25 protein-coding genes are annotated in these 23,641 nt (G+C 52.8%); 17 read left to right on the plus strand and 8 right to left on the minus strand.

Features of this window, described 5'->3' with window-relative positions; translation table 11 throughout:
- Nucleotides 1–330: 330 nt before the first annotated feature.
- The 11 genes from NQ492_RS11885 (at nucleotide 331) to NQ492_RS11935 (ending at nucleotide 10,771) form a co-directional block, all read left to right on the plus strand.
- Entirely contained in the window at nucleotides 331–1,245 is a 915-nt protein-coding gene (locus NQ492_RS11885; RefSeq protein ID WP_204822912.1) for a transposase, read from the plus strand.
- 421 nt (nucleotides 1,246–1,666) lie between these two features.
- Nucleotides 1,667–2,587, plus strand: a complete 921-nt coding sequence (locus NQ492_RS11890; protein ID WP_044054160.1) for an IS1595 family transposase — start codon at nucleotides 1,667–1,669, stop codon at nucleotides 2,585–2,587.
- A gap of 422 nt (nucleotides 2,588–3,009) precedes the next feature.
- Nucleotides 3,010–3,792 carry a beta propeller repeat protein gene (locus tag NQ492_RS11895; protein WP_157359461.1) on the plus strand — a complete coding sequence of 261 codons (783 nt, stop codon included), beginning with the start codon at nucleotides 3,010–3,012 and terminating at the stop codon, nucleotides 3,790–3,792.
- Between the two features lie 244 nt (nucleotides 3,793–4,036).
- Nucleotides 4,037–4,309 carry a hypothetical protein gene (locus NQ492_RS11900; RefSeq protein ID WP_015546656.1) on the plus strand — a complete coding sequence of 91 codons (273 nt, stop codon included), beginning with the start codon at nucleotides 4,037–4,039 and terminating at the stop codon, nucleotides 4,307–4,309.
- A gap of 93 nt (nucleotides 4,310–4,402) precedes the next feature.
- Nucleotides 4,403–5,143, plus strand: coding sequence for an AAA family ATPase (locus NQ492_RS11905; RefSeq protein ID WP_015546657.1), 741 nt, complete (start codon nucleotides 4,403–4,405; stop codon nucleotides 5,141–5,143).
- Entirely contained in the window at nucleotides 5,112–6,128 is a 1,017-nt protein-coding gene (locus NQ492_RS11910; protein WP_015546658.1) for a DUF3871 family protein, read from the plus strand. Before NQ492_RS11905 ends, NQ492_RS11910 begins: the two co-directional genes overlap by 32 nt.
- A 376-nt stretch (nucleotides 6,129–6,504) precedes the next feature.
- Entirely contained in the window at nucleotides 6,505–7,242 is a 738-nt protein-coding gene (locus NQ492_RS11915) for a Fic family protein (protein ID WP_015546659.1), read from the plus strand.
- Nucleotides 7,243–7,826: 584 nt separating this feature from the next.
- Nucleotides 7,827–8,084: a hypothetical protein gene (locus NQ492_RS11920; RefSeq protein ID WP_015546660.1), complete on the plus strand. Its 258-nt coding sequence runs from the start codon at nucleotides 7,827–7,829 to the stop codon at nucleotides 8,082–8,084.
- A 3-nt stretch (nucleotides 8,085–8,087) separates the two neighbouring features.
- Complete coding sequence (locus NQ492_RS11925) at nucleotides 8,088–9,536, plus strand: PL29 family lyase N-terminal domain-containing protein (RefSeq protein ID WP_015546661.1); 1,449 nt, start codon at nucleotides 8,088–8,090, stop codon at nucleotides 9,534–9,536.
- On the plus strand, nucleotides 9,533–9,931 hold the full coding sequence (locus NQ492_RS11930) for an aspartyl protease family protein (protein ID WP_015546662.1): 399 nt from the start codon (nucleotides 9,533–9,535) through the stop codon (nucleotides 9,929–9,931). Before NQ492_RS11925 ends, NQ492_RS11930 begins: the two co-directional genes overlap by 4 nt.
- 609 nt (nucleotides 9,932–10,540) lie before the next feature.
- On the plus strand, nucleotides 10,541–10,771 hold the full coding sequence (locus tag NQ492_RS11935) for a helix-turn-helix domain-containing protein (protein ID WP_015546663.1): 231 nt from the start codon (nucleotides 10,541–10,543) through the stop codon (nucleotides 10,769–10,771).
- A gap of 63 nt (nucleotides 10,772–10,834) precedes the next feature.
- Here NQ492_RS11935 and NQ492_RS11940 read toward each other — a convergent pair whose 3' ends face one another.
- A complete protein-coding gene (locus NQ492_RS11940; RefSeq protein ID WP_015546664.1) occupies nucleotides 10,835–11,359 on the minus strand; it encodes a GNAT family N-acetyltransferase in 525 nt (174 codons plus the stop codon).
- A gap of 216 nt (nucleotides 11,360–11,575) precedes the next feature.
- On the opposite strand from NQ492_RS11940, the gene NQ492_RS11945 reads away from it, so the two are divergent.
- Complete coding sequence (locus NQ492_RS11945) at nucleotides 11,576–12,010, plus strand: Hsp20/alpha crystallin family protein (protein WP_015546665.1); 435 nt, start codon at nucleotides 11,576–11,578, stop codon at nucleotides 12,008–12,010.
- A 146-nt stretch (nucleotides 12,011–12,156) separates the two neighbouring features.
- Here NQ492_RS11945 and NQ492_RS16210 read toward each other — a convergent pair whose 3' ends face one another.
- Together NQ492_RS16210 and NQ492_RS11955 are read right to left on the minus strand one after the other, a co-directional pair.
- Nucleotides 12,157–12,690 (minus strand): GNAT family N-acetyltransferase, encoded by a 534-nt coding sequence (locus NQ492_RS16210; RefSeq protein WP_138265206.1) that lies wholly within the window; start codon nucleotides 12,688–12,690, stop codon nucleotides 12,157–12,159.
- Nucleotides 12,597–13,442 (minus strand): 4Fe-4S dicluster domain-containing protein, encoded by an 846-nt coding sequence (locus NQ492_RS11955; RefSeq protein ID WP_015546667.1) that lies wholly within the window; start codon nucleotides 13,440–13,442, stop codon nucleotides 12,597–12,599. The genes NQ492_RS16210 and NQ492_RS11955 overlap by 94 nt, the downstream gene beginning before the upstream one ends.
- A gap of 115 nt (nucleotides 13,443–13,557) precedes the next feature.
- Between NQ492_RS11955 and NQ492_RS11960 the strand changes: the two genes are divergently transcribed.
- Both NQ492_RS11960 and NQ492_RS11965 read left to right on the plus strand, forming a co-directional pair.
- Entirely contained in the window at nucleotides 13,558–14,028 is a 471-nt protein-coding gene (locus NQ492_RS11960) for an HRDC domain-containing protein (RefSeq protein WP_015546668.1), read from the plus strand.
- A gap of 89 nt (nucleotides 14,029–14,117) precedes the next feature.
- A complete protein-coding gene (locus tag NQ492_RS11965) occupies nucleotides 14,118–14,795 on the plus strand; it encodes a nitroreductase family protein (RefSeq protein WP_015546669.1) in 678 nt (225 codons plus the stop codon).
- 163 nt (nucleotides 14,796–14,958) lie between these two features.
- Here the strand turns inward: NQ492_RS11965 and NQ492_RS11970 are convergent, their stop codons facing one another.
- Complete coding sequence (locus NQ492_RS11970) at nucleotides 14,959–15,516, minus strand: NUDIX hydrolase (RefSeq protein WP_022061731.1); 558 nt, start codon at nucleotides 15,514–15,516, stop codon at nucleotides 14,959–14,961.
- A gap of 73 nt (nucleotides 15,517–15,589) precedes the next feature.
- On the opposite strand from NQ492_RS11970, the gene NQ492_RS11975 reads away from it, so the two are divergent.
- The 3 genes from NQ492_RS11975 to NQ492_RS11985 all read left to right on the plus strand — a co-directional run bounded on the left by NQ492_RS11975 (nucleotide 15,590) and on the right by NQ492_RS11985 (nucleotide 19,919).
- A complete protein-coding gene (locus tag NQ492_RS11975; RefSeq protein ID WP_015546671.1) occupies nucleotides 15,590–16,876 on the plus strand; it encodes an L-cysteine desulfidase family protein in 1,287 nt (428 codons plus the stop codon).
- Nucleotides 16,870–18,156, plus strand: coding sequence for a histidine-type phosphatase (locus tag NQ492_RS11980; protein WP_015546672.1), 1,287 nt, complete (start codon nucleotides 16,870–16,872; stop codon nucleotides 18,154–18,156). The genes NQ492_RS11975 and NQ492_RS11980 overlap by 7 nt, the downstream gene beginning before the upstream one ends.
- Nucleotides 18,157–18,224: 68 nt before the next feature.
- Nucleotides 18,225–19,919, plus strand: a complete 1,695-nt coding sequence (locus NQ492_RS11985; RefSeq protein WP_015546673.1) for an LruC domain-containing protein — start codon at nucleotides 18,225–18,227, stop codon at nucleotides 19,917–19,919.
- A 351-nt stretch (nucleotides 19,920–20,270) separates the two neighbouring features.
- Here NQ492_RS11985 and NQ492_RS11990 read toward each other — a convergent pair whose 3' ends face one another.
- The 4 genes from NQ492_RS11990 to pepE all read right to left on the minus strand — a co-directional run bounded on the left by NQ492_RS11990 (nucleotide 20,271) and on the right by pepE (nucleotide 23,535).
- Nucleotides 20,271–21,497 carry a 3-deoxy-D-manno-octulosonic acid transferase gene (locus NQ492_RS11990; protein ID WP_259872918.1) on the minus strand — a complete coding sequence of 409 codons (1,227 nt, stop codon included), beginning with the start codon at nucleotides 21,495–21,497 and terminating at the stop codon, nucleotides 20,271–20,273.
- Between the two features lie 112 nt (nucleotides 21,498–21,609).
- A complete protein-coding gene (locus NQ492_RS11995; protein WP_015546675.1) occupies nucleotides 21,610–21,975 on the minus strand; it encodes a YraN family protein in 366 nt (121 codons plus the stop codon).
- Nucleotides 21,975–22,817 carry a prephenate dehydrogenase gene (locus NQ492_RS12000; protein ID WP_015546676.1) on the minus strand — a complete coding sequence of 281 codons (843 nt, stop codon included), beginning with the start codon at nucleotides 22,815–22,817 and terminating at the stop codon, nucleotides 21,975–21,977. Before NQ492_RS12000 ends, NQ492_RS11995 begins: the two co-directional genes overlap by 1 nt.
- A 16-nt stretch (nucleotides 22,818–22,833) precedes the next feature.
- Nucleotides 22,834–23,535, minus strand: a complete 702-nt coding sequence (gene pepE / locus NQ492_RS12005) for a dipeptidase PepE (protein WP_015546677.1) — start codon at nucleotides 23,533–23,535, stop codon at nucleotides 22,834–22,836.
- Nucleotides 23,536–23,641: the final 106 nt, after the last annotated feature.

Here is a 23,641-nt window from a genome sequence, read left to right on the forward strand (position 1 = left end):
CTATGTTTCAACTATTTCAAAGACCGACTTGCCCGCTTTTACGGGACAGTAGTGAGTTGAATTATTTGTTTGGCCTAATAGACCAGCGTAAACGCCTATCTTTTAGATTATAGGCGAGATAGATGTTCAATGCTAAGATTTATTGCGCAGTTATTTGTTATATAATTATTCCAATCAGCAGTTGAACTGCTGTGATTTATAAGTTTAACTGAGGTCATTTAAGCCTCGGAATTAGTTGTAAATATTTGAAAATCAAGGGATGAAAATACTTGCAAAATCCTTGGAAATCAGTAACTTAAAGTAAAAAAATACCCCTATTTTTTGCTTGTTATGATTCCCAAGGACAAAGAGTATAGACTAATAAAAATCTATATGTATATCTGCGATATGTACGAACAAAGCCTCAAATACCATTGCCAAAGATACAGCAATAATTCGAAACCGTTGTTCTCCGACGAGGAAATCCTCACGATTTATTTCTTTGTCGGTCATGAGCAGAAGTACACCCTCATCAAGGATATTCACAACTTCGCTAAAGAGTACTTGCGCGACTGGTTCCCGAACCTGGTGTCCTATCAGACATTCAATTACCGTCTCAACAGGATGGCCGGTGCTGTTAGGGAACTGTCCTCGCAGTTATTAAGGATGTTCAGGCCTTCTGACTGTCAGGATGATACCGTGATTGTTGACTCGATGCCGATAATCACATGCTGCGGAAGAAACCGTACAGGCAAGGTCGCCAGAGATATCGCAGACAAAGGATACTGTTCCACCAAGAACCTGTACTATCATGGACTAAAGCTTCACATGGTAGGATATCGCAGGAAAGGGCATCTTCCTCATCCGTGCCAGATAGCGCTCTCTCCTGCCTCCGAGAATGACCTGAAGGTCTTCCAGAGCGAATGCATGCCGGATCTTTTCAACAAGAAGATCTTCGCTGACAAGATATACCGAAGCAATGACTACTGGGAGCAGGAAAGACGCGATAAGGCCAATGAGTTCTACGCTCCCGTCAAGTCAATCAAAGGGGCTCCTGAAGAAGAGAAGCAGAGAAGCAAGGCCGCTGATGACATTTATTCGCAAGCCGTTTCATCTGTCAGGGAACCCATTGAAGCGCTATTCAGTTGGCTGAACGAAAAAACAAATATTCAAAGAGCTTCAAAGTGCCGCTCTACTTGCGGACTGCTAATTCATACGATGGGAAAGGTAGCCATCGCATTTTTATATCTTATTTTCAACTACTGATTCAAATTAATTATAAAACTAAGTGCGCATAAGGGCGGGATTATCCAACTCCTGCCCTTATCCTAAGTAAATGAATCTGTTGGTGTTGGCAAACATTATTATTAATAAGACATTATTTCCTGAGCCCTAAGTTCTAACTATTTTATTTTTTATTTGACATCTATATACTTCAATGTACCAAACTGAAAATAGGATGTCTTATATGCAAATATAGGTTTTTTCTTTGAAAATCCATATTCAAGGCAAAATACAAGTCATTCAAAGTCAGCCACAATGGTTGGCTTTTTTCATTTTCTTTGAAAATTTTTCCGAAAATAGTGCAAAATCGGGCTTCGTGTGGTAATATAATCATATATAATCCAAATTCATTGGGATTCATTTAATCCAAACCGGAATTGGATTCGATTTACCAAATGCCACAATGATAAGGTCGCTGATAGATTTATTGAGAAACTTGCAATCCGAGGAGGATTGTAGGCTTTTCTTGGAAAATATCAGGTGGCATGGTGTTCCGGTTTGTCCTCATTGTGGCAGTAAGTCGGAAGAACATTACAAACTGACCAATGGCGGTGTATTCCGAGGGCTATACAAATGCAAGGATTGCCGGGAACGATTTACCGTAACGGTAGGAACCATGTTCGAGGGTTCGCATATTCCTTTGCAGAAATGGTTTATAGCGATATACGTATTCTTGGCTCATAAGAAAGGCATAAGCAGTACCCAATTGCATAAAGATATTGCAGTTACGCAGAAAACTGCTTGGTTTATGTTGAGTCGGATACGTTATAGCATCAGATATAATGCGGATATTGACTTTGGCGATATTACGCAGGTCGATGAAACGTATATCGGAGGCAAGAACAAGAATCGGAATGCAGGCAAACGGTTGAAGAATACAAGAGGCCGTAGTCTTAAATTGAAAGCACCTGTAATGGGTCTGTTATCCGATGGAAAAGTCTATGTAGAGCCTATTCCGAAAGCCAGCAAATGGATATTGCATGGTGTGATAAATTCACTTGTGCCGAAAGGAACTACTGTTGTTACCGACGGCTGGTATGGCTACAAGGGTTTGTCGGAAAATTATGTGCATAAAGTAGTAGACCACCATAGAGGAGAATATGTCAAAGGCGGTTATCATACGAATTCGATTGAAGGTTTTTGGAGCCAACTGAAACGTGGCATAATAGGAGTTTATCATTTGGTTACTCGGAAACATTTGGAATTGTACTGCGATGAATTTGCATACCGATATAATACGAGGAATTTGACGGATGGGGAAAGATTCAGCCAATTCCTGTCCTTTGCCAAAAACCGATTAAGATACCAGATGTTGATATTGTAATTGTCAATGTGCATATATACATATACCAAACAAAAACATAGAATGATATGAATGTAACGACACTTTGGTATTGGGCACAGAATGCAGCCAAGACGAAAAAAACTGTGGATGTAATTATTGTCGGAACAAAGGGCACGATTGTAAAAACGACCGTACAACCGAAATGATTGCTGAAATTCCGATTTTGCAATATCATCTGAAATGACTACTTTTAATGTCGATTTATACAAACCTTAAAAAACGCAGTTATGATTAAAAAGATGATTTGCATTGCGGTATGTGCTTGGATGTGTGCATCCTGCGAGAAAAGTGACGGGGGGGGGTATTTGAACCGGTAGAACCACCTATTGAAAAGCCGGAAGAACCGACTACTCCGCCGTCAACCGAAGATTTAAGAACAATTAAAAATCGAAGAAAACATTATGGCAGTAGTTGGTACGAATCATTGGTACGGAATCGCATACGGTAATGGGCAATATGTAGCGGTTGGAGCAAGTGGATATGTAACAACATCAACTGATGGCGTGAATTGGACAACACCAAAGCAAGTAGGAACAGCCAATTGGAAATCAATTGCATATGGCAATGGAAAATTTGTAGCATTCAATTATGATGGCTATACTTCTGTGTCTACTAATGGTACAACATGGACTACTTTGAAACAGATTGCAAGCAAACGATTAGTTGGAGTTACATTTGGCAATGAGAAATTTGTGGTCGTTGGCTATGATGGTTATACTTCCACATCCACCGATGGAACAAATTGGAGTACTCCTGTGCAAGCCGGAGTAACAGATATATTATGGTTTGTTAGATATTGCAATGGGATGTTCATTGCCGGTGGTAATGGTTGGTATATGCTTTATTCTGTTGATGGCAAAATTTGGACAAAAAGCAATAAATCAAGTGTAAACAATACTCGAAATAGTGTAGCATATGGCAACGGCAAATATATTATGTGTGGAGGGCTTAGTACAGGAGCCATTGACATATCAACTGATTGCATAACTTGGCAAAATAGAACTATTAAGCCGGTGGACACATGGCGTGATATAGTTTATTCCAATAATCAATTTGTTATGGTCGGTGTAAGTGGTTATATAGCTACGTCCATAGATGGAGAAATCTGGACAACAGAACAATTAAAAGATGAGTCAGGAAAAGCAGTAACAACTAATTTGTATGGAATTGTAGTAGTTCAATAATTTTACGGCAACAATCATAAAGAGGTCTAATATATTAGACCTCTTATTTTGTATAAATACTTAAAATTCTTATCTTTGCAGATAAGACATCCTATTTTCAGTTTGGTACATTAAAGTATATAGATGTCTTTTATTTTTTTCAGTTTTATCCGCACACGTTTGCCCCAATCACCACATGACCTCTCCCTGCACTCGGCGTGGGGATGGTCCCCCGCCACAACCATTTAAAATTAATATTTGTGGTATGGAAAGCAATCTGAAATTTATCGAGACGTGGGAGATAGCCCAGTTCAAGGCCCAGCAGGGAGTTGAGAAACTGGAGGTAAAACAGAATCCCCACACGGGCAAAGTTTTCTTTGTCTATGGCTTTGAAACAGGCCCTTGCAGTCGGAAAGTAGAGACAGAACAGCTGACAGACCCGGTGGTGTCTCAGGTGTGCAATGCCGAGACAGGAGAGATGTTTATGATGCTCCATCAGCGGGGCGAGGGAGGAGCACCCACATTGGCTGTATTTTAGGCTGATTGGGGATTCTCAGGACAGGCAGGAGGCTTTGGGGCTTTCTGCCTGTTTTTTTATGTTCAGATAGATATACACTTAATTTCATACACCATGTTAAATATCCGCCCCTCTACAAGAAAACAGGCCAAAATCAAACTGGCCCTCCAAGGTTGTGCAGGTTCGGGCAAAACCTATTCAGCCCTCCTGTTGGCCTATGGCATGACCTCTGACTGGTCTAAAATTGCCGTCATAGATTCAGAAAATGGCTCTGCCGATCTCTATGCTCACCTCGGGACCTACAATGTGGTCTCCCTCGGTGGTGATTACTCCCCGGAGAATTACATCGAAGCCATCACCCTCTGTGAAAATGCAGGCATGGAGGTAATCATCGTTGACAGTATCTCCCAATGCTGGGACTATCTGCTGGATTTCCATGCAGGACTGCAAGGCAACTCTTTTGCAAACTGGGCCAAGGTCACACCCCGACAGAATGCCTTTGTACAGAAAATTCTGCAATCACCCGTGCATATCATCTGTACCATGCGCACCAAGCAGGATTATGTGCTCAATGAAAAGAACGGTAAGATGGTCCCGGAGAAAGTGGGTCTTAAAGCCATGCAAAGGGATGGCATGGACTATGAATTTACCGTAGTCTTGGATATAGACCTCAAACACCATGTGCAGGCTTCCAAAGACAGAACAGGTCTGTTCATGGGCCGTCCCGAGTTTACCATCACTCCCAAAGTAGGCCAAGCCATCCTGAACTGGTGCAACCTCAATCCTCAATCAAACATCATTCAACCCCAAACCCCTCAAAACTATGGAAACAGCGCTCCGACTCCATCCCGTTAGGCAAGAGATCATTCCTCTGCCGACACAACATCCTCTTACCATTACACAGCCGCTCAGGACGGATAAAACCACACCCTTTATAGAGGCCAATACTAAAGAGGTTTCACTCCGCCACCTGCAAAGTGATTGTGTGGTCCCGGTTTTCTCCAAAGACAACGAGGTAACCATTTCACACCCTGCCTTTGTGGAGACAGTCCATGAGGCGGCCCAGCAGTTCTTCCGGGGAGAGGCCATCGACAGCCCCGAAATAAGGGTAAGCCATATCATCAAGGGCAGAATCCCCGAGGCTATCCATAAACCCGTGAACCAGCTTTTGGAGACAGACAAGACCATCTACTATGAGCGGATGATGTTCTGCTTTGAAATCCCCACTATCCACGAGGACATCGACGGAAACCCCTTAAAGCTGACAGTAGGAGGGGTAAGGGCCTACAACCATGAAAACCTCTACAACAAAAAATCTGCGGAGAAATTCAAGGTCTTTGTGGGCTTTCAGAACATGGTCTGCTGCAATATGTGTGTCTCCACGGACGGCTATAAGAGCGAGATCAAGGTGATGAATACACAGGCCCTCTTTCAGGCTGTCATGGAGTTGTTTCAGCTCTATAACCCCGAGAAACACACAAGGCAGATGCAAACCCTTGTGAACTCTTCCATGACAGAACATCAGTTCGCTCAGCTCTTGGGAAAGTCACGGCTTTATCAATGCCTGCCCCAGGAGGATAAAAAGAGACTGCCCCAACTGCTGATGACCGACACCCAAATCAATCTGGTGGCAAGGGCTTACTACCAAGACGAGGCTTTCGGGGTGGATGCACAGAGCAGAGAGATTTCCATGTGGAAGGTCTACAACCTACTTACAGGGGCCAATAAGTCCTCTTACATCGACAATTTTCTGGACAGGGCACTCAATGCCTCGCAACTTGCTGAGGGTATCAACAAGGCTCTGTATGGAGAGAGTGAGTACAGGTGGTTTGTGGAGTAAGACAGGCTGTCGGATTTTCCAAAACTGCACCTTATAGGGAAATGGGACAAAAAAATTCGACAGCTTGAAACTTTCCGCACTTACTTTCTAAATAATTCAAAAGTATGTGCGTGGGGTTTTCCCGGAAATCGCCCTCTGTTATTAATTTACCAACCCAGCTATAAATGGTTTTCTTACCGGAAGTGCTGCGGTCCGTCTATTATCCATTATGATATGAAAGTTGGAGTATGCGCACTTAATTGCTTATAATAACAGAATCTATCTGTGCGGGGGTTGTACATCTATCTCTCTTATATAATGGAAAGATAGGTGTACAAGCTCTCCAAAAGAGCGCCGGGAATTACCTTTTGTCTGAAATTTGTGTATTTTTGTGAGTATGAATGACAAGTTGCAACAGATCGACACCCTTTTAGGTGAATTGAATCAATACCGTGCCAATGAAAATTACCGCATCACAGAGGCTTTGGAGATTGAATACACCTATGACAGCAACCGCATCGAGGGAAATACCCTGACCCTCCATGAAACGGATATGGTGGTCAACAAAGGTATTACCATTGCAGGCAAAGGGCTGAAGGAGCATTTGGAAGCTATCAACCATAAAGAGGCCATTGATTTTATCAAGGACATAGCCCAAAAGAAAGAGCCGATCTCGGAACGTGTGCTGTTGGATATTCATGCCATTGTCCTGCACAGCATAGACAAAGACAATGCAGGAAAATACCGCCGTGTACCTGTCATTATCAGCGGCAGCAAGCATATTCCTCCCCAGCCTTACCTGTTACAGCCCAAAATGGATGAGTTGTTTCAATGGTACGAGGCAAACAAGGATTCCATGCACCCGGTTGTATTGGCGGCTCAGATGCACGAGAAACTGGTGTCTGTCCATCCCTTTATTGACGGGAATGGCAGGACAGCCCGTCTGTTGATGAATCTGATATTGATGCAACACGGTTATCCCATAGCCAATATCAAGGGGGACAATGAGACGAGGCGACGCTACTATGAGACTTTGGAGGAGGCATCCTCGGGAGATAACTCGGCCTTTGTGGAGTTTATCGAAGATGTGGTAATTCAGAGTCTGACGTACTACCTGAAAATCATCCGGGGATAAACCGGAGATTTGAATACCAACGGGAGGTGTGGAAAAATCCATGCCTCTCTTTTTATTTGGTGCACTCAGCTATCATTGTGAGACGTGCCGATTATGCACTATTTTAGAGTACTGAATTTATGAAAGATTTGTATTTGACACTTGTCGGAGGGCTTATATTTGTCCTTGTGGCCTACATAAGGGCAGACCCCCGCAAGAAAGAGTAAACATTTTCTAAGATCAATATTGATTTTCTGAAACTTTAAACCGAAATTTGTTGTTACAATACCCCGTTGAGTCGTTGTATTTAAAAAACATTTTCTAACTTTGTGATGCTATCCGCTGGGTAGCGACATATTGATTGATGAAAGTGTTTAGCTTTTATCCTTGGTAGGGAATCTGGTAAATTTCAAAGTACAAAGGATAAGCAATACAAACACTCATCACTTGTGTAGATATATCATCCTTGATATACTGCTCAAGTGTGGGGTATTGTTTATTTGTACTTGGGCTTACCAGAGCCTCCTACCAGATAAACTAACAACTCCACACTTTCTTTTTTTAATCCCTCGATTTGGAGTTGATCTGGGAAAAATGTGTAATTTATGTCATTAAAGGTTACCCAAGAGCGACTTAAGGAGATTGAAGATGAGTCTTACATCCTCTCGGACGGAGAAATGTCAGCTGAATTTCGGCAGTTTTTAAGTGATTATCGGATTGAAGTTAGAGTGTGGAAACATCCCCGAACAAATTTTGACTATGTATTTTATACAAGAGATCTACAAGTCGCAAATCTTTCAATCAATCTGAAAAAAGGTGGCAATAGTGCCATCCAAATAGTTAAACAACTTTTTGATTTATAAACTATGAAAACCAAATTACACTATATTATCATGCTGTTCTGCCTTATAGTAAGTGCAGGATGTAGCGATGATTATGATGATTCCAAATTGTGGGATAGCATCAATGGGTTGGAAAATCGGGTGGCCAAACTCGAAGAACTATGCAAACAGATGAATACCAATATTTCCTCGTTGCAGGAAATTGTTACGGCTTTGCAAAAAAACGAATCTATTAAAAGTGTAGCGACACTACCCGATGGGAGTGGTTATCTGATTACCTTTTCTTCCGGAAAGACAATAACCATTTATCACGGTAATAATGGTGAGGATGGAAAAGATGGGTACAATGGTACAGATGGAGTTACACCGACTATTAGTGTTAGAAAAGACACCGATGGTATCTATTATTGGACAGTCAATAATGATTGGCTTTTAGTCGATGGAAAGAAAGTCAAGGCAGAAGGTACTGATGGTATAGATGGAGAGCCGGGTAAGGATGGAGAAGATGGGACTAATGGTAAAGACGGCATCACTCCTCAATTTAAGATAACTGATGGGTATTGGTATATTTCTTATGATAACGAATTATCTTGGACGAAACTTGGCAAAGCGACGGGAGATAGTGGGTTGAATGGATCAGATGGAGATAATTTTTTCAAAGGTGTATCTATTGAGGACGGTTATGTCTGCTTTACTCTGAATGATACGGATTCGACGGTGATTAAACTCCCGTTTGTATCGGAGAGTGAACTTACCGTAGAAGTTAAAGAACCGGGAACGCTAAATTCTTTACTTACATTGGAACAAAAGCGATCTCTGATCAATATTAAAGTCATAGGAGAAATAAATAAGGCGGATATTCGTACTATTGATAATATGAATATGATAGAAATTGTTGATTTATCTAATGCTATATATTCAGAGGGTACATCTATCTATACTATGTTTAATCTAAATCCAATGGATGAACCTGCCAATGGTAATAAAACTCTTCGTAAATTTATTTCATTTAAAAATGTTAAATCTTATGAGTCTTCATTCAGTGGATGCCGAAATTTGGAAGAATTAATAATAACCGCAGATAGCTGTGGTTATGGGTTGTCGCTAAAACTAAGATATTGCTATAACAGAAAAACTATTAAATTTTTAGAAGGCATTACATATATACCATCCCAATCGTGCGATTTCCCACAAATTATTTTACCTAAGTCAACGCAAAAGGTTTCAAAGTATGCTTTTTCTTACAATAATATGTATGGCGGTGATATAATGGATATTGATACGGTAATTTGTTTGGCGACAATTCCTCCCAAAATATGGGGAGATAGCTCTGGTAATAATTATGAGGCTAATTCATTTTATCAATATACCGTGGACAATATCACTTTAAAGGTACCCAAAGAGAGCTTAAATAATTACAAGATTGCTGCTGGTTGGAAAGATTTTAAAACAATATTACCACTCGAAGAATGATTATTTCATTACAGGTTAGTATTTTCAAAGTGGGGTTACCCCTCCTCATAGTAAAAGCACAGGCCAAGAACCTGTGCTTTTTACTTGATACGGGGAGTAACATCAATGTCCTTGATAAAAGAGTAGCTGAGTTCTTTCAGCTTTCGGGTGGAACGGCCCAACAGCAACAATTCGGGATAGATGGAGAACTCAGAACCTCAAACATTGTAGAGTTTTCTTTCTTTTTGGAAGAACGGGAGTACAAAGCAGATTTCTCGGTGATGGATTTATCCTCGGCTTTTGGAAAAGTGGAGGAGGAATCGGGCATACAGATTCACGGTCTGTTGGGATGTTCTTTCATGGAACAGCAGAAATGGGTGCTCGACTTTGAAAAATTGTGTTTGTCCATCCCTTAATAACCTCTCTTGAATTGAACACCTAAATCTTATAATGATAAGAGAGATAGGTGTACAAATATGTAATGAATTTTGTTTAACCCAACGTCTTGTTTTTCCCTGTGTCTTACCCAAAATAGGTGGATAACTTGGAAATGAATCCTAAGATGCAGATAGTGTAACTATTGTGATTTTCAATGGTTTGTACTGAAAATCCTTGTGTCCCCGGTTCGATTCCTGGTGGTACCACTTAAAAATCAACGACTTGCAGAAATGCAGGTCGTTTTTCTTTTCCAGTCGGCGCTCACCGCTACTCTGCGGGAGTCGAACGGGGCCGGATTTGCAGCGCATACGGTGCACATTCGGAAGACGGGGGCGATCCGAAGACCGGGTTGTGAAAACTGTGACGAACGGTCTCCGGCATCAGCTTTTTCGCCGCTGTTCCGGTTGTTTTCGCTGCTTTATACAACAATTTTTTTATTTTTGCATATTTCAAAAAGGCCGAAAAGTGGCTTGAATGGATTTGTATTCGTTATGCTTCCGGCAACTACACGCTTGAAGGTGTCGTTTTAGTCGCTGTGCTACAAGTGTGTAGTAAAAATTGAGTGCATAATTGCGGAAATTTGCATTATGAAACGGCAGCGGCGTAATGAGATTCTGGTGAAACAAGTCGTGGATCGGCTGAAAACAGTCCGCCGGGAAAGAGGCCTTACTCAAGAAAATGTCCGGTTCGACACCGACCTGAACATCGGGCGGATCGAAAGCGGAAGGCATAGCATTTCACTGACGACGCTGGCTGATTTGTGCGATTATTACAATGTTCCTCTGGAGGATTTCTTCAAGAAGATAGTGACGCGCTGAACAGTGAAATGAAAGAACCCGGGGAGTGGAGCCTCGGGTTCTGTTTTTTGTGTCGGAGTGTTTTCAGATTCGTTTTTCGTAAGCCAGCCGTTCGCCGCTCCGGTAGACGACTTTCCCGCAATAGGTGAATCCCGTGCGTTCGAGCAGCCGCAGCATGGTCTGGTTGTCGAAGTTGGTGTCGATGCGAAAGGCTTTGACGCCGCGTTCCTGTGCGAGTGTCTCCACACGGTGCAGGAATTCCGCCGCCACGCCGCGGCCCCGTTCCCCGTCGACGACCGCTATGCGGTGCACCAGCACGTACGGCTCGTCGGTGAGCCATTGTCCGTCGATGGCGTCGTAGGCCGGTTCGCCGTCGAACACCACTGCGCCGTAGGCGATCACTGAAAGCGGGCCTTCCACGCCGGGTTTGCACAATACATATCCGCGGTTGCGGCCGATGTCTGCCGAGATATGTCCCGGGGCGGGATAGCCGTCCTGCCACTGGCGGCTGCCTGCCGCGTGCATCCGGGCCTGTGCCTGGCGGATGATCTGCATGATGCGGTCCGTTTCGCAGGACTGTGCCTGCCGGAAAATCAATTCGTTGTCCATGTTGCAAAAATAGGAAAATATTTGAGACGCCATACTGTCAGGACATTTTTTCTGCCTTTTCGGCAATTTTGTGCCGCGTTTGTGACAATTTATGACATTTTTTCAGTTTCTCCGAACTGGCATAGGATTTGACCGTATCGGATACGAAAGCGCTTCATAAGAGGCGCGGAGATGAAACGAAATGTTAAACCAAATAAAACCAAGGAGGACAAAACTATGGTACCTGTAAGACGTAATCAGAACTGGCTGCCGAGCATTTTCAACGATTTTCTGGGCAACGACTGGCTTGCCGAACGCCACAACACCACGGCTCCGGCCGTCAACATCATCGAGGACGAGAACGAATACAAGGTGGAAGTCGCCGCCCCGGGTATGACCAAGGAGGATTTCAAGGTGCATATCAACGAGGATAACGAGCTGATCGTCACGATGGAGAAAAAGGCCGAGCAGAAGGAGGAGGACAAGAAGAAGGGCACGTATCTGCGCCGCGAGTTTTCCTACACGAAATTCCAGCAGAGCCTGCTGTTGCCCGACAACGTCGTGCGCGAGAAGATCGCGGCCAAGGTCGAGAACGGGGTGATGACCATCGAGATTCCCAAGAAGAAAGAGACGGAAGCCGCCGTTGCGGCCCGCCAGATCGAGGTCAGATAGCCTGCGGCCATTCTATAATGGGGAGGGAGAATCCGTTGAACGGGTTCTCCTTTTTTTGCGACGGCCGCAGTGGGCGACGGGCCGCTGGCGGTCAGCGGGTATGCGGAACGGGCGGAACGGGCGGCCGAGAGGTCGCCCGTCGTTTGTCAGCGTTCGAGGTGGAGAATGGGGTAGGGACGACCCGACGGGTCCAGGGCGTCGCGCGAGACGATGCGGAAACCCATCCGTGCGTAGAATCCCGCGGCCTGCGCGTTCTGTTCGTTCACATCCACGCGTCGCACTCCGCAATGGACCGCGACGTGCTCCACGAGTTCGCGCCCCAGACCTTTCCCGCGCGCGGAGGGCGCGACGAACAGCATTTCGAGCCGGTCGGCTCCGATGCCCGCAAAGGCTGCGAATCCGTTTCCGGAATCCCTTATGACATAGATTTCCGCAGCCGGAAGCGCCTCCTGGCGCACCATGCGGCGGAAAAAGGGGATGTCCTCCGGAGCCAGAAAGTCGTGCGGGGCGCGTACCGACCTCTCCCACAGATCGGTAAGTGCGTCGAGTTCGTGCGCAGTCGGAGATGCGAGACGCTCGACCCTGATTATAAGATCGTTACGGGTTGTTTGCGCCGGGTGAAGCTGCGTGCGAGGGCTGCGGCGAAGGGGGTGTGGAAACTCCGTGCTCCGACCGGACAACCCTTGACGCAGGCGCAGCAGCGGATACAGCGCGCAGGGTCGGTGTGCGCCTCGTCGCCCCGCGCGATGGCCTGCGTCGGGCAGATCGCGGCGCAGCGGCCGCAATGGGTGCAGCGGTCGGCATCGCATGCGGGCAGGTAGACGACCGGGTTTTTCTTCTGCCGGCGGCGGTAGCCCACGACGAAACGGATGAAGCGCAGCATCGGCACGAGCGGCGTGTGCACGTCCTTCAGTTTTGCGGCGTCGACCGGGGCAGGCGTTCCCGCCGCGAGTTTTTTGCGCACCGCGGCGCCGAACTCCGCGGCCCGGGCGAGGTCCTGCGCGTCGGGGCGTCCTGCGGCGACGGGGGTTTCGGGGGTGCTGTACGAGTGCTCGCCGACGAATGCTGCTGCGGCCACGGGGACGAATCCCTGCCGGGCGGCGAGCGCGACCAGCTCCGCGGCGGCCTTTTCGAAGGCCCGGTTGCCGTAGACCGCGATCACCACGGCGGGCGTTCCCGAGCCGCGGAGCGTTTCCAGCCTTTTTGCGGCCGTCGGGGCCACATGTCCCCCGTAGACGGGGGCGGCGATGACCGCCACGGCGCCGGCCGACAGTGCGGCGGAGTGTGCCGCGGCGTGCGTCAGGTCGATGGTTTTCAGGGCGGCGGCTTCGGTCCCGGCGTCGGAGGCGATGCTCCGGGCTACGGTCTCGGCGATTTTTTTCGAAGTGCCCGTCGGCGAGAAGACGACGGTGCAGACGGTTTCCGGTTTCATGGCGTTGGGTGTTGACTTGCGGGCAAAGATAATCAAAAATCCCGTGCCTCGGACCTTTTGTTGCAGATTACGGCTCTTTGGCTTATATTTGCCCCGCAACTTTAAACGACAGATTATGAGGATCAAAACTTTTGAAATCCGCGTCGACCCGGCTTTCCGGGAACACGACGAGCGGACGGTGAACGAATTCCTTTCGGCCGTCCGCGTGCCGCGTCTGCACTGCAGATGCCTGCGCAGCCGCAGTGCGTGGATGCTGCTTGTCATTTTCAACGAGGAGACCGCCGACGAACCCGCGATGCGCGCCGCGCTGGCCGGCAGGCACCTCCCCGCGGGGGCGGAACTCACGCCCGGGGAGTGCGAACGCTTCGAGGCGCTCCGCGTGTGGCGCGACCGGCGTGCGGCCGAAATGGGCTGCAAGCCCTTTGTCATCGCCTCGAACCGCGACCTGCTCAACGTGGCCCGGAGCGGAGCCGCCTCGCCTGCCGACCTGCTTTCGATCGCGGGATTCGGTTCCCGCAGAGCCGAACGCTACGGCGAGGAGATCGCTGCCGTGCTCGGTTCGGTCGCAGAGGCGGATTTCGACTGAATGTCCGGAAGTGAGTTCGTGCCGGAAAAACGGGTGCGGACCGGAATTTTTTTCTATATTCGCTGCGATACAACTAAATTTTGGGAAAGATGAAAACGAAACTGATTGCCTGTGCGGCGCTGCTGATGGCGGCATGCTGCGGAAGTCCGTCGGCCCGAAAGGCCGCGGCGACGAAAACCGAAGTGAAACACGGCCCGGAGATCGTTCTCGCGGCCCCCGACACCGTGGGTGGGACGAGTGTGAACGAGGCGCTGGCCAACCGCCGCTCGTGGCGCGAATATGCGGCCGCGCCGCTGACGCTCGAAGAGCTTTCGGGCGTGGTGTGGGCCGCCGCCGGCATCAACCGCCCCGGCACGGACCGCCTGACGGCTCCTTCGGCGCTGGCGCTCTATCCGGTGCGTGTCTATGCGTTTTTCGCCGAGGGCGTCTATCGCTACGACGCCCGGGCGCATAAGCTGGTGCGCGTGCTGGAGGGCGACCGCCGCAAACTGACCGGGATGCAGGACTTCGTCTTCGCCGCGCCGCTGAATCTGGTTTATCTGGCGGACCGGACGGTATACGAGGGCCGGAATATCCCGGCGGAGCATGTCCGCTACCTCTGCGGGCAGGATGCCGCGGGCTATGCCGAGAATGTCAACCTCTACACGGCGGGGCACGGCCTGCGCTCGATCACGCGCGGCAGCGTTCCCGAGGCGGAACTGCTGGCGGCCCTCGGGCTGGAGCCGGCGCGCTGGTTCGTGGCGTTGGCGCAGACCGTCGGCAAATAGGCCTTCCGGCCGGCGGGAAGGGCGACCCTGCGAAAGGGCCGCCCTTTTTCGTGTCGCCGATGGACCGGCCGGGACTTGTCTCCGCGCTTCGGACGTCGACCGCCTGAAGGCCGGCTATCCGATGCGTCGGGTGCGGCCCGACGCCCGAATCCGGGGCTGGCGGCTACTCGTTGCCTTCTCCGAAATAACGCCACAGCGGCGCGGCCATCAGGGCCTGCCGGATACGGTCGGTGCGGAGCAGCTCCAGCACCTCTTCGCGCGTCAAGAGGTGCACGCGCAGGTCCTCCGTCGGGTCGAGACGCTGTTCGCCGAGCGGTTCGACGCCCGTGGCGAGGTAGCAGTAGGTGAGGTTGTTCTGTGTGGCGGGGTTGGCCGAGAGGGTCGTCAGCAGACGCCACTGGCCGCCGCCGTAGCCCGTCTCTTCCATCAGTTCGCGCTGCGCGGCGTCGAGCGGCGAGGCGTCCGACGGCTCGGTGACGCCGGCCGGAATTTCATACGAGGTTTCGCCCAGCCCGTGGCGGTACTGGTCGATCAGCACGAACCGTCCGTCGCGGGTGACGGCCGTGACGTTGATCCAGTCGGGATATTCGAACACATAGTAATCCGGAATGCGGCGTCCGTCGGGCAGTTCGAGGCTTTCGTGGCGCACGGTGAACCACGGTTTGCGGGCGAGATATTCGCTCGTGAGGACTTTCCATTTGCGGTTTTTCGGATTTTCCATCATTGTAATGCTTTCGGATAGGGCAAAAATAGTGTTTTTTTCGTATATTTGCGATTCAAGAAATTTGCCGATCATGCTATCTCAAGCCGAACGCAACCAAATCATAGACCTCATCAACCGGGAGGTGGTCCCCGCCATCGGGTGCACCGAACCGATCGCCGTGGCATTGTGCACGGCCCGTGCCGCCGAAACGCTGGGCGGGGAACCCGAAAAAATCACGGTGCGCCTGAGCGCCAATATCCTCAAGAACGCCATGGGCGTCGGAATCCCCGGCACGGGGATGATCGGACTGCCGATCGCCGTAGCCCTCGGGGCGCTGGTGGGGCGTTCGGAATATCAGCTGGAGGTGCTGCGCGACGTGACGCCCGAAGCCGTCGAACGCGGTCGCCGCATGATCGACGGGCGGCGCATCGCGATCTGCCTGAAAAAGGACGTCGATGAAAAACTCTATATCGAGGCGGAGGCCGAAGCCGCCGGCCACAGGGCCGTGGCGGTCATCGCCGGGGGACATACCTCCTTCGTCTTCGTCAGCCGCGACGGCGAGACGCTGCTCGACAGGCGGACCCCGGCGGCGGGCGGCGGGGAGGAGGAGGACGTGCCCCTGACCCTCGCGCGCGTATGGGATTTCGCCATGACCTCGCCGCTGGACGAACTGCGCTTCATCCTCGAAACCAGCCGCCTGAACAAGGCCGCCGCCGAACGCTCCTTCGCGGGCGAGTTCGGTCACTGCGTGGGCCGCACGCTGTGCTGCGACCGCGAACGGAAGGTGATGGGCGACAGCATCTTCACACGGATACTCTCCTACACCTCCGCCGCCTGCGACGCCCGCATGGCCGGGGCGATGATCCCCGTGATGAGCAACTCGGGAAGCGGCAACCAGGGCATCGCCGCGACGCTGCCCGTGGTGGTCTACGCCGAGGAGACGCACGCCTCGGAGGAGCAGATGATCCGGGCGCTGACGTTGAGCCACCTCACGGTCATCTACATCAAGCAGAGCCTGGGACGTCTGTCGGCGCTGTGCGGCTGCGTGGTGGCGGCCACGGGATCGAGCTGCGGCATCACCTACCTGATGGGCGGCGGCTACGGCCAGGCGGCCGCGGCCGTGAAGAACATGATCGCCAACCTGACGGGCATGATCTGCGACGGAGCCAAGCCCAGTTGTGCGATGAAGCTCACGAGCGGCGTCTCGACGGCCGTGCTGTCGGCCATGATGGCCATGGACGGCCATTGCGTCACCCCGGTCGAGGGCATCATCGAGGAAGATGTGGACAAATGTATCCGCAACCTCACCGCCATCGGCCGCGACGGCATGAACGAGACCGACAGCCTCGTACTCCGGATTATGACCAATAAATGCTGACTATGAAATATCTTACACTGAAAACCCGTCTGCTGGCCCTGCTGCTGCTGGCCGCGACCTGCGCCGCTGCGCAGCCCACCCCTGCCCAACTGGCCGCCCGTCCCGAACTCACCGCGAGCATCTACCACTCCTACGAGTACCTGCCCGGTCCTGCCGCACCGGTTCCCGACGGCTACGAGCCGTTCTACATCAGCCACTACGGCCGTCACGGAAGCCGCTACCACTCGAAAGAGGAGGCTTATGCCGAGCCGCTCGCCGCGCTGCGCAAAGCCGACAAGGCCGGGGCGTTGACCCCCAAGGGCCGCGAGGTGCTGGCCAAGGTCGAGACGCTGGCCGCCGATGCCTGCAAACGCTACGGCGACCTTTCGCCCCGCGGCGTACAGGAACACCGCGGCATCGCCGAGCGGATGTTCGCCGCCTATCCCGGGGTTTTCTCGACCGACGGGGGCCGCGTGTGCCGTATCGAGAGCCGCTCGACGCAGGTTCCGCGCTGTATCTTGAGCATGGCGGCTTTCAACGAACGTCTCAAGGAGCTGAATCCCGCGATCCGCGCCACGCGCGATGCGAGCGCCCGCGATCTTTGTTATCTGGCCAACGGACCCTCGCTCAAGGCGAGCCGCGGGGTCGCTTCGGCGGTCGCGGACAGCCTGACCCGCGTGCGTGTGAACCCCGACCGGTTCGTGAAGTCGCTCGTCACCGACCCCGGGTGCATCGACGAGCCGCTGGATCTGATGGAGGATCTTTTCATGCTGGCCGCCATCACGCAGGACGTCAGCCATCTGGGCATCGAGTCGTTCTATGAAATCTTCACCAGAGAGGAACTCTATGCGCTCTGGGAGTGCGAGAACGTCCGCCGTTACCTGATCATGGGACCTTCGGCCCGCTTCGGCGATCCGCTCGTCGCCGATGCCAGGCCGCTGCTGCGCAATATCGTCGAGACGGCCGACCGCGTCGTTGCGGGGGAATCGGACCTTTCGGCCTCGCTGCGGTTCGGTCACGACACCTATGTGGTTCCGCTGCTGGCCCTGCTGCGCGCCGAGGGAGCCTATGCCCGCGTGGAGTCGCTCGACGACGTAGCTGCGGCGTGGAACGCCCATACGGTGACGCCGATGGGAACCAACGTCCAGTTCATCTTCTTCCGCAATCCCGAAACGGGGGACGTGCGCGTCCGCGTGCTGCATAATGAGCGCGACGCCAATCTGCCCCTCGCCGGAGGCCCTTACTATCCGTGGAAAGAGCTGAAGAGATACTGTGAAGCGTTGTACGGAGCGGAAAACTGAAAAAGATGACGAATTGATTTGGTTTTTGGGCGGAAATGTATATCTTTGGGCGATCAAAGGTTTGAACCATGTACATTTCCAGACTGGCATTCGTGCTCGCGGCATTGTCGGCCGCGTCGTGTATCGACAAGGATGTTGATAATACCGAATTTTATGAAAAGTATGCCAGGGGATTCGACAACCGGACGACCGTGGCGGTGAATATCGCTTCCGAGGTTGCCGGCGAGTATTATGCGGTCTATTTCGGGAATCCCTACGACGGGGAGTCGCTTGTGAAACAGCCTGCATTGACGGGTTTTACGCCTGTTTCGACCACGCTCGACGTGCCGAAGGACGTTGAAAGGCTGTATGTCGTGGCGCAGGGCGAGATGAAAAGTTACGAGGTGGGGAACCTGTCGATCTCGGCCGCTGCCCGGCCCGGCCCGCAGAGCCGCGCCGCCGATGTGAATCCGGTCAGCGCCCGGGTTATGACGGCCGTCAACAGCATCTATTTTCCCGAAAAGACCAATAACGTCCGGGGCGACGACCTTTTCAAGTGCACCGACCTGGTGATCGACCGGACGCCGAGTTCGGGCGATTTCGACGAGGCGGAGATCTGGCTCACGTTTCTCGGCGACGGCGGCTGCCGCCATAGCCAGCTTTTCGGCAAACTCTGGTTCTACACCTATCCCTCTTCGAAACAGGATGGGCTGACGCTCGGCGACTGCACCTTTTACGGGGTGAAGGACGGCGAAGTGGTCGCGATTCCCTATTCCGAGGTCCGGGCGCAGCGCAGCTGGGTTTTCTACACCCGGGAGGAGTTCTCGTCGAATATCGCCTCCTACAAGCGTTACAAACTGGGCGTATTCCCCAAGGGGTTGAACCTCGGATTCGTTTACATCGGCAACAGCACGGTGAGCAACGGCGGATTCCGTTTCACCACGCCCTGGCTCAACGAGCGCGTGCAGGATTATACGCTGACGTACCAGGACGACAAGAAGACGTTCCGGATCGTCGACCGGCATCTGGCCAACGGTTATATCTGCCACGTCACGGAGGGTGATTTTCAGGGCAACATCCTCGGCATGGAGAACCGCGTGGTGACCGAGAGCGCGAAATACGACGGCGACTACAACGACATTCTCTGCATGATCGAGAGCAACCCGAGGACCATCGCCCCCGGCGAGGAGGTCGAGATCGGCAACAGCGGCAACAAGGACCCCGAGGAGATCGCCTGCAAGACCTCCGTCGGGCTTTACCTGTTCGAGGACAATTATCCGTACCGCGGCGATTTCGACTTCAACGATGCGGTGGTTCAATATGAGATCAGGGATTACTACCAGTCGAAAAACCGGGCCAAGCAGATCACCGTGCAGCTGATGGCGACCGGATCGCATATGTCCAACAGTTTCGGATTCCGGGATTCGAAGGGTTTCCAGCCGTTCCTTTCCGGCCTGAAGGGCTATCGGAACGTCTATGCGGCGCAGGCTTTCGAGCCCGTCGGCGAGCCTGTCGTGCAAACGCTTTACGGCGACGTGGTCCCCTGTCTGAAAAACGAATCGGAGTATTATATCTATCCGTCGAGCTTCAATACGGCGGAGTATCCCAGCGTGCTGGACATTCCGCTTTCGGACCCCGACGACGCCTCGTGGAAGTTCGAATGGCCGCAGGAGATGCAGAGCATCGACGACTGCTACTGGTTCCTCAAAAGCGCTTCGGGCGGTTCCCGTGAAAAGGACTGGTACAAGCGTCCGAAGGATGCGGCCCTGTTGTTCGGGCGTTGACGTCCCCGGTTTGTGAGCGGCTTTCCGCACAAACTGTTAAACGGGGCGGATGGACTGTGCGTGACGTACGTTCCATCCGCCCCGTTTTTTTCGGTGCGCGAATCTCCTCATTTGAATTTGGGACCAGGCGGAGGCTCTCCCGCATATTTGCCGCTTGCGGCATGAAGGGCTTTCCGGAAAGCCGGGATGCCCGGTTTACGGGGCTGTCCGCCGCTTTGGCGGCGACCGTGTGATGCGACTGCTGTGGCGGCCCGTTGTTCGCGCGCAGCCTCCGACCGCTGTTGTAACGACGGCGGGAAGGGGGCGGAAATGCCTCCGGTCCGGTTCGGAACGCGAGGGCCTGCCGGCTATTTAGTGGAAAATCGTTTTGACGATGATGCCTGTGGCTCCCTGGTGGCGGGTGGTGTAATCCTTGGCGATGCGGCTGGTTTTCTGCAGGAACTCCTCGTTGTCGCGCAGGGGCACGAACCACGTGCGCAACTGCTCGTAGTCGGTCACCGACCGGGCGGCGCCGAGCGTCACCAGATCGCGGGCCTCCTTGAATTTTTCGTAGTTGGGACCGAAGGCCACCGGAAGTCCGAACGTCGCGGCTTCGAGCGTGTTGTGAATGCCGACGCCGAACCCGCCGCCGATATAGCTCCAGGTGGCGTAGCCGTAGACCGAGGCGAGAATCCCCACCGTGTCGAGGATCAGCAGCTGCCGCGAACCGTAGGTCGTGCGGGGCGTGCATTGCGTGTAGCGCAGCGCGCCGCCTTTGGTTTCGGCCATCAGCCGTGCGATGCGCGACTCGTCCATTTCGTGGGGTGCGACGACGAATTTCACGTCGGGATTGTCGTTTATCAGCCGGATCAGCAGCTCTTCATCCGGCTCCCATGTCGATCCTGCCACGAACAGGCGGTTGTCGCCCTTGAAGCGGTCGATGACGTCGATGCGTCTGGCCGCGCGGGCGATCTCCGCCACGCGGTCGAAGCGCGTGTCCCCGGCCACCAGCACGTTGTCGAAGCCCAGCGTCGCCAGCAGTTTTTTCGACTCCTCGTTCTGCACGAACATCACGTCGAACGACTCCAGCGCCTGTCGCCACATGCCGCCGTAGGGGCGGAAAAAGACCGAATTGCGGCGGAAGATGGCCGACACGACGTAGGTGCGGATTTTCCGGCGGCGCAGTTCGCGGAGCAGGTTGAGCCAGTACTCGTATTTGACGAAGATGGCGATTTCGGGGTGCGCGGCGTCGAGGAAGCGGCGGGCGTTGCCCGGCGTGTCGATCGGGAGGTAGAAGATGTAGTTGACGCCCTTGTAGTTCTTGCGGATTTCGTAGCCCGAAGGCGAGAAGAAGGTCAGGAGAATCTTGTATTCGGGGTGCGTCTTGCGAAGCTGTTCGATGATGGGGCGGCCCTGTTCGAACTCTCCGAGCGACGCGACGTGTATCCAGATGATCCTGTCCGTGGGGGCGATTGCCTCCCGCATGCGGCGGAAGAGGTCTTTGCGGCCTTCGATCCAAAGGCGGGCCTTCGGATGGCGCGGCGCCACGAGACGGATGGCCCAAACGTAGAGAATCAGACCGAAATTATAGAACCACATCGGTATTTACGGTGTTGAGTTTTCAGTTTCTAACGCCCGCGCCCGGTGACCCGACGTCAGGCTGTTCTTTTTCAGTCCGGCAAAGATAGTACAATTTGTCGGAACTGCAAAATTACCAATTGTATTCCAGCGCGTTTTCGATCAGTTCGACGCGGACGCTGCCGTCGGCGGCGGCTTCGGCGGCCGCCAGATCGAACTGCACTTCGCCCTCCCAGCCCACGGTGCGCAGGTAGCAGGCGGCGGCGCGCGACAAGGCCCGGAACTTGCGCTGCGTGGCGGCTGCCTCGGGAGGCGTGAGCGACCCGGAGCGCCGGGTCTTGACCTCCACGAAATGCAGCACGCCTTCCCGGCAGGCCACGATGTCCAGCTCGTAACGGCCCTGCCGCCAGTTGAGCGCGCAGATTTCGTACCCCGCACGTCGGAGGTATTCCGTCGCGGCGCGTTCGCCGGCCCGGCCCGTTTCGGCTGCCGCGGTCATCAGTGGATGATGCGTTGGATGGTGTTGGCGCGCTCCATGGCGTTTTTCAGCCCCTCGGCGTCGTCGCGTTCGAGCATCCGGCGCATGATTTGCAACTGGTGTATGTGTTCGCGCAGCACGTCCAGCACGTTGTATTTGTTGCGCAGCAGGATCGGGACCCACGTTGCCGCCGAACTCTTGGCCAGGCGCACCGTGCTCTCGAAACCGCCGCCCGCCAGGTCGAAGATGTGACGCTCCTCGCGCTCCTTTTCGAGCACCGTGAGCGCCAGCGCGAACGAGGTGACGTGCGAGATGTGCGAGACATAGGCCGCGTGCAGGTCGTGCTCTTCGGGGTCCATGTAGACGGCCGGACTGCCCAGCGTGCGGAAGATGCCTTCGACCGTGGCCAGGGCGTCCTTGTCGCTCCGCACCGTGTCGCACAGCACGACGCTGCGGCCCGTGAACGCGCCCCGCTGGGCGGCTTTCGGACCGCTGTACTCCGTACCCCACATCGGGTGCGCGGCGACGAAACGTCCGCGGCGGGCGTGCATCGAGATCACCTCGCACAACTCGCCCTTGATCGAACCCATGTCCATTACCACCTGCCTGCCGCCCGCGCGGTTGAGCGCCTTGACAGCCATCAGCGGGATGGTGTCGACCGGGGTGGCCAGCACCACGAGATCGGCTTCCGGAACACCCTCCTCGAAACTCACGATCCGGTCCGCAAGGCCCAGCTGCAACGCCTCGGCGGCGTGTTCTTCGGAGCTTTCGACCCCGAGTATCTCCTCTGCGATGCCGTGGTCGCGAAGGGCCAGGGCGAACGAGCCTCCGATAAGGCCCAGACCCGCAATCAGTACTTTCATAAAACGATATACCTATTTATAATAAAAAAGACAGGTCGCCGCCCGGTTCGACCTCGAAGGTTTCGACTCCTTTGCGGAACATCCGCATCGGGCGTCGGCCGATCAGCTCCAGTTTCCCGTCCTCGCAGCGCAGCATGCAGCCTTCGCGCAGTCCGGCCACCCAACGGCGCGGATTGGCCTCGATATACTCCAGGATGCGCTGTTCGCGGGTCTCCCCGGCGTGCCCCGCGGGGTTGGCGTCGAGGTAGTGGGGGTTGATCTGGAATTTGACCGCTCCGATGGCTTTGAACGACTCCGGTTCCACGATGGGCATGTCGTTTGTTGTCGAGATCGTCGGGCAGCAGACGTTGCTGCCTGCCGACCAGCCCACGTAGGGCGTTCCGGCCTTGATTTTGCAGAGGATGGCCGTCATAAGCCCCTGCTGCTGCATCTTTTTGGCCAGGGCGAACGTGTTGCCGCCCCCGACGCAGATCGCTTCGGCCCCGCGGACGAGGGCGGCGGGATCCTTGGCCCGGTGGACCGAACGCACGCGGATGCCCAGTTCGGCGAAACGCGCCTGCACCTTTTTTTCGTAATCGGCGTAGGAGAACGTGACGGCCGCGTAGGGAACGAAGACGATTTCGCGCACCCCGTCGAGAAAACGCCCTATCTCTGGCAGCGGATAGCGCAGGTATTCCTCGCCGGCATTGGTCGAATTCGAGATCAGAAGCAATTTCATAAGGTTGTGGTTTTGAATGTATTAATTAAATTTTTGTGCTAAATGTCGAAAAAGTTGTGAATAAAAAAACAGGCCGTTTTGTCAAAAGTAATAAAAAAAGTGTTAC

Source organism: Alistipes shahii WAL 8301 (assembly GCF_025145845.1).
GTDB classification, from domain to species: Bacteria; Bacteroidota; Bacteroidia; order Bacteroidales; family Rikenellaceae; genus Alistipes; species Alistipes shahii.

Bases quoted from the DNA above. Each gene is read 5' to 3' on its own strand.
- NQ492_RS11885 (WP_204822912.1), top strand. From the start codon at position 331: ATGATTCCCAAGGACAAAGAGTATAGACTAATAAAAATCTATATGTAT.
- NQ492_RS11890 (WP_044054160.1), top strand. From the start codon at position 1,667: ATGATAAGGTCGCTGATAGATTTATTGAGAAACTTGCAATCCGAGGAG.
- NQ492_RS11895 (WP_157359461.1), top strand. From the start codon at position 3,010: ATGGCAGTAGTTGGTACGAATCATTGGTACGGAATCGCATACGGTAAT.
- NQ492_RS11900 (WP_015546656.1), top strand. From the start codon at position 4,037: ATGGAAAGCAATCTGAAATTTATCGAGACGTGGGAGATAGCCCAGTTC.
- NQ492_RS11905 (WP_015546657.1), top strand. From the start codon at position 4,403: ATGTTAAATATCCGCCCCTCTACAAGAAAACAGGCCAAAATCAAACTG.
- NQ492_RS11910 (WP_015546658.1), top strand. From the start codon at position 5,112: ATGGAAACAGCGCTCCGACTCCATCCCGTTAGGCAAGAGATCATTCCT.
- NQ492_RS11915 (WP_015546659.1), top strand. From the start codon at position 6,505: ATGAATGACAAGTTGCAACAGATCGACACCCTTTTAGGTGAATTGAAT.
- NQ492_RS11920 (WP_015546660.1), top strand. From the start codon at position 7,827: ATGTCATTAAAGGTTACCCAAGAGCGACTTAAGGAGATTGAAGATGAG.
- NQ492_RS11925 (WP_015546661.1), top strand. From the start codon at position 8,088: ATGAAAACCAAATTACACTATATTATCATGCTGTTCTGCCTTATAGTA.
- NQ492_RS11930 (WP_015546662.1), top strand. From the start codon at position 9,533: ATGATTATTTCATTACAGGTTAGTATTTTCAAAGTGGGGTTACCCCTC.
- NQ492_RS11935 (WP_015546663.1), top strand. From the start codon at position 10,541: ATGAAACGGCAGCGGCGTAATGAGATTCTGGTGAAACAAGTCGTGGAT.
- NQ492_RS11940 (WP_015546664.1), bottom strand. From the start codon at position 11,359: ATGGACAACGAATTGATTTTCCGGCAGGCACAGTCCTGCGAAACGGAC.
- NQ492_RS11945 (WP_015546665.1), top strand. From the start codon at position 11,576: ATGGTACCTGTAAGACGTAATCAGAACTGGCTGCCGAGCATTTTCAAC.
- NQ492_RS11955 (WP_015546667.1), bottom strand. From the start codon at position 13,442: ATGAAACCGGAAACCGTCTGCACCGTCGTCTTCTCGCCGACGGGCACT.
- NQ492_RS11960 (WP_015546668.1), top strand. From the start codon at position 13,558: ATGAGGATCAAAACTTTTGAAATCCGCGTCGACCCGGCTTTCCGGGAA.
- NQ492_RS11965 (WP_015546669.1), top strand. From the start codon at position 14,118: ATGAAAACGAAACTGATTGCCTGTGCGGCGCTGCTGATGGCGGCATGC.
- NQ492_RS11970 (WP_022061731.1), bottom strand. From the start codon at position 15,516: ATGGAAAATCCGAAAAACCGCAAATGGAAAGTCCTCACGAGCGAATAT.
- NQ492_RS11975 (WP_015546671.1), top strand. From the start codon at position 15,590: ATGCTATCTCAAGCCGAACGCAACCAAATCATAGACCTCATCAACCGG.
- NQ492_RS11980 (WP_015546672.1), top strand. From the start codon at position 16,870: ATGCTGACTATGAAATATCTTACACTGAAAACCCGTCTGCTGGCCCTG.
- NQ492_RS11985 (WP_015546673.1), top strand. From the start codon at position 18,225: ATGTACATTTCCAGACTGGCATTCGTGCTCGCGGCATTGTCGGCCGCG.
- NQ492_RS11990 (WP_259872918.1), bottom strand. From the start codon at position 21,497: ATGTGGTTCTATAATTTCGGTCTGATTCTCTACGTTTGGGCCATCCGT.
- NQ492_RS11995 (WP_015546675.1), bottom strand. From the start codon at position 21,975: ATGACCGCGGCAGCCGAAACGGGCCGGGCCGGCGAACGCGCCGCGACG.
- NQ492_RS12000 (WP_015546676.1), bottom strand. From the start codon at position 22,817: ATGAAAGTACTGATTGCGGGTCTGGGCCTTATCGGAGGCTCGTTCGCC.
- pepE (WP_015546677.1), bottom strand. From the start codon at position 23,535: ATGAAATTGCTTCTGATCTCGAATTCGACCAATGCCGGCGAGGAATAC.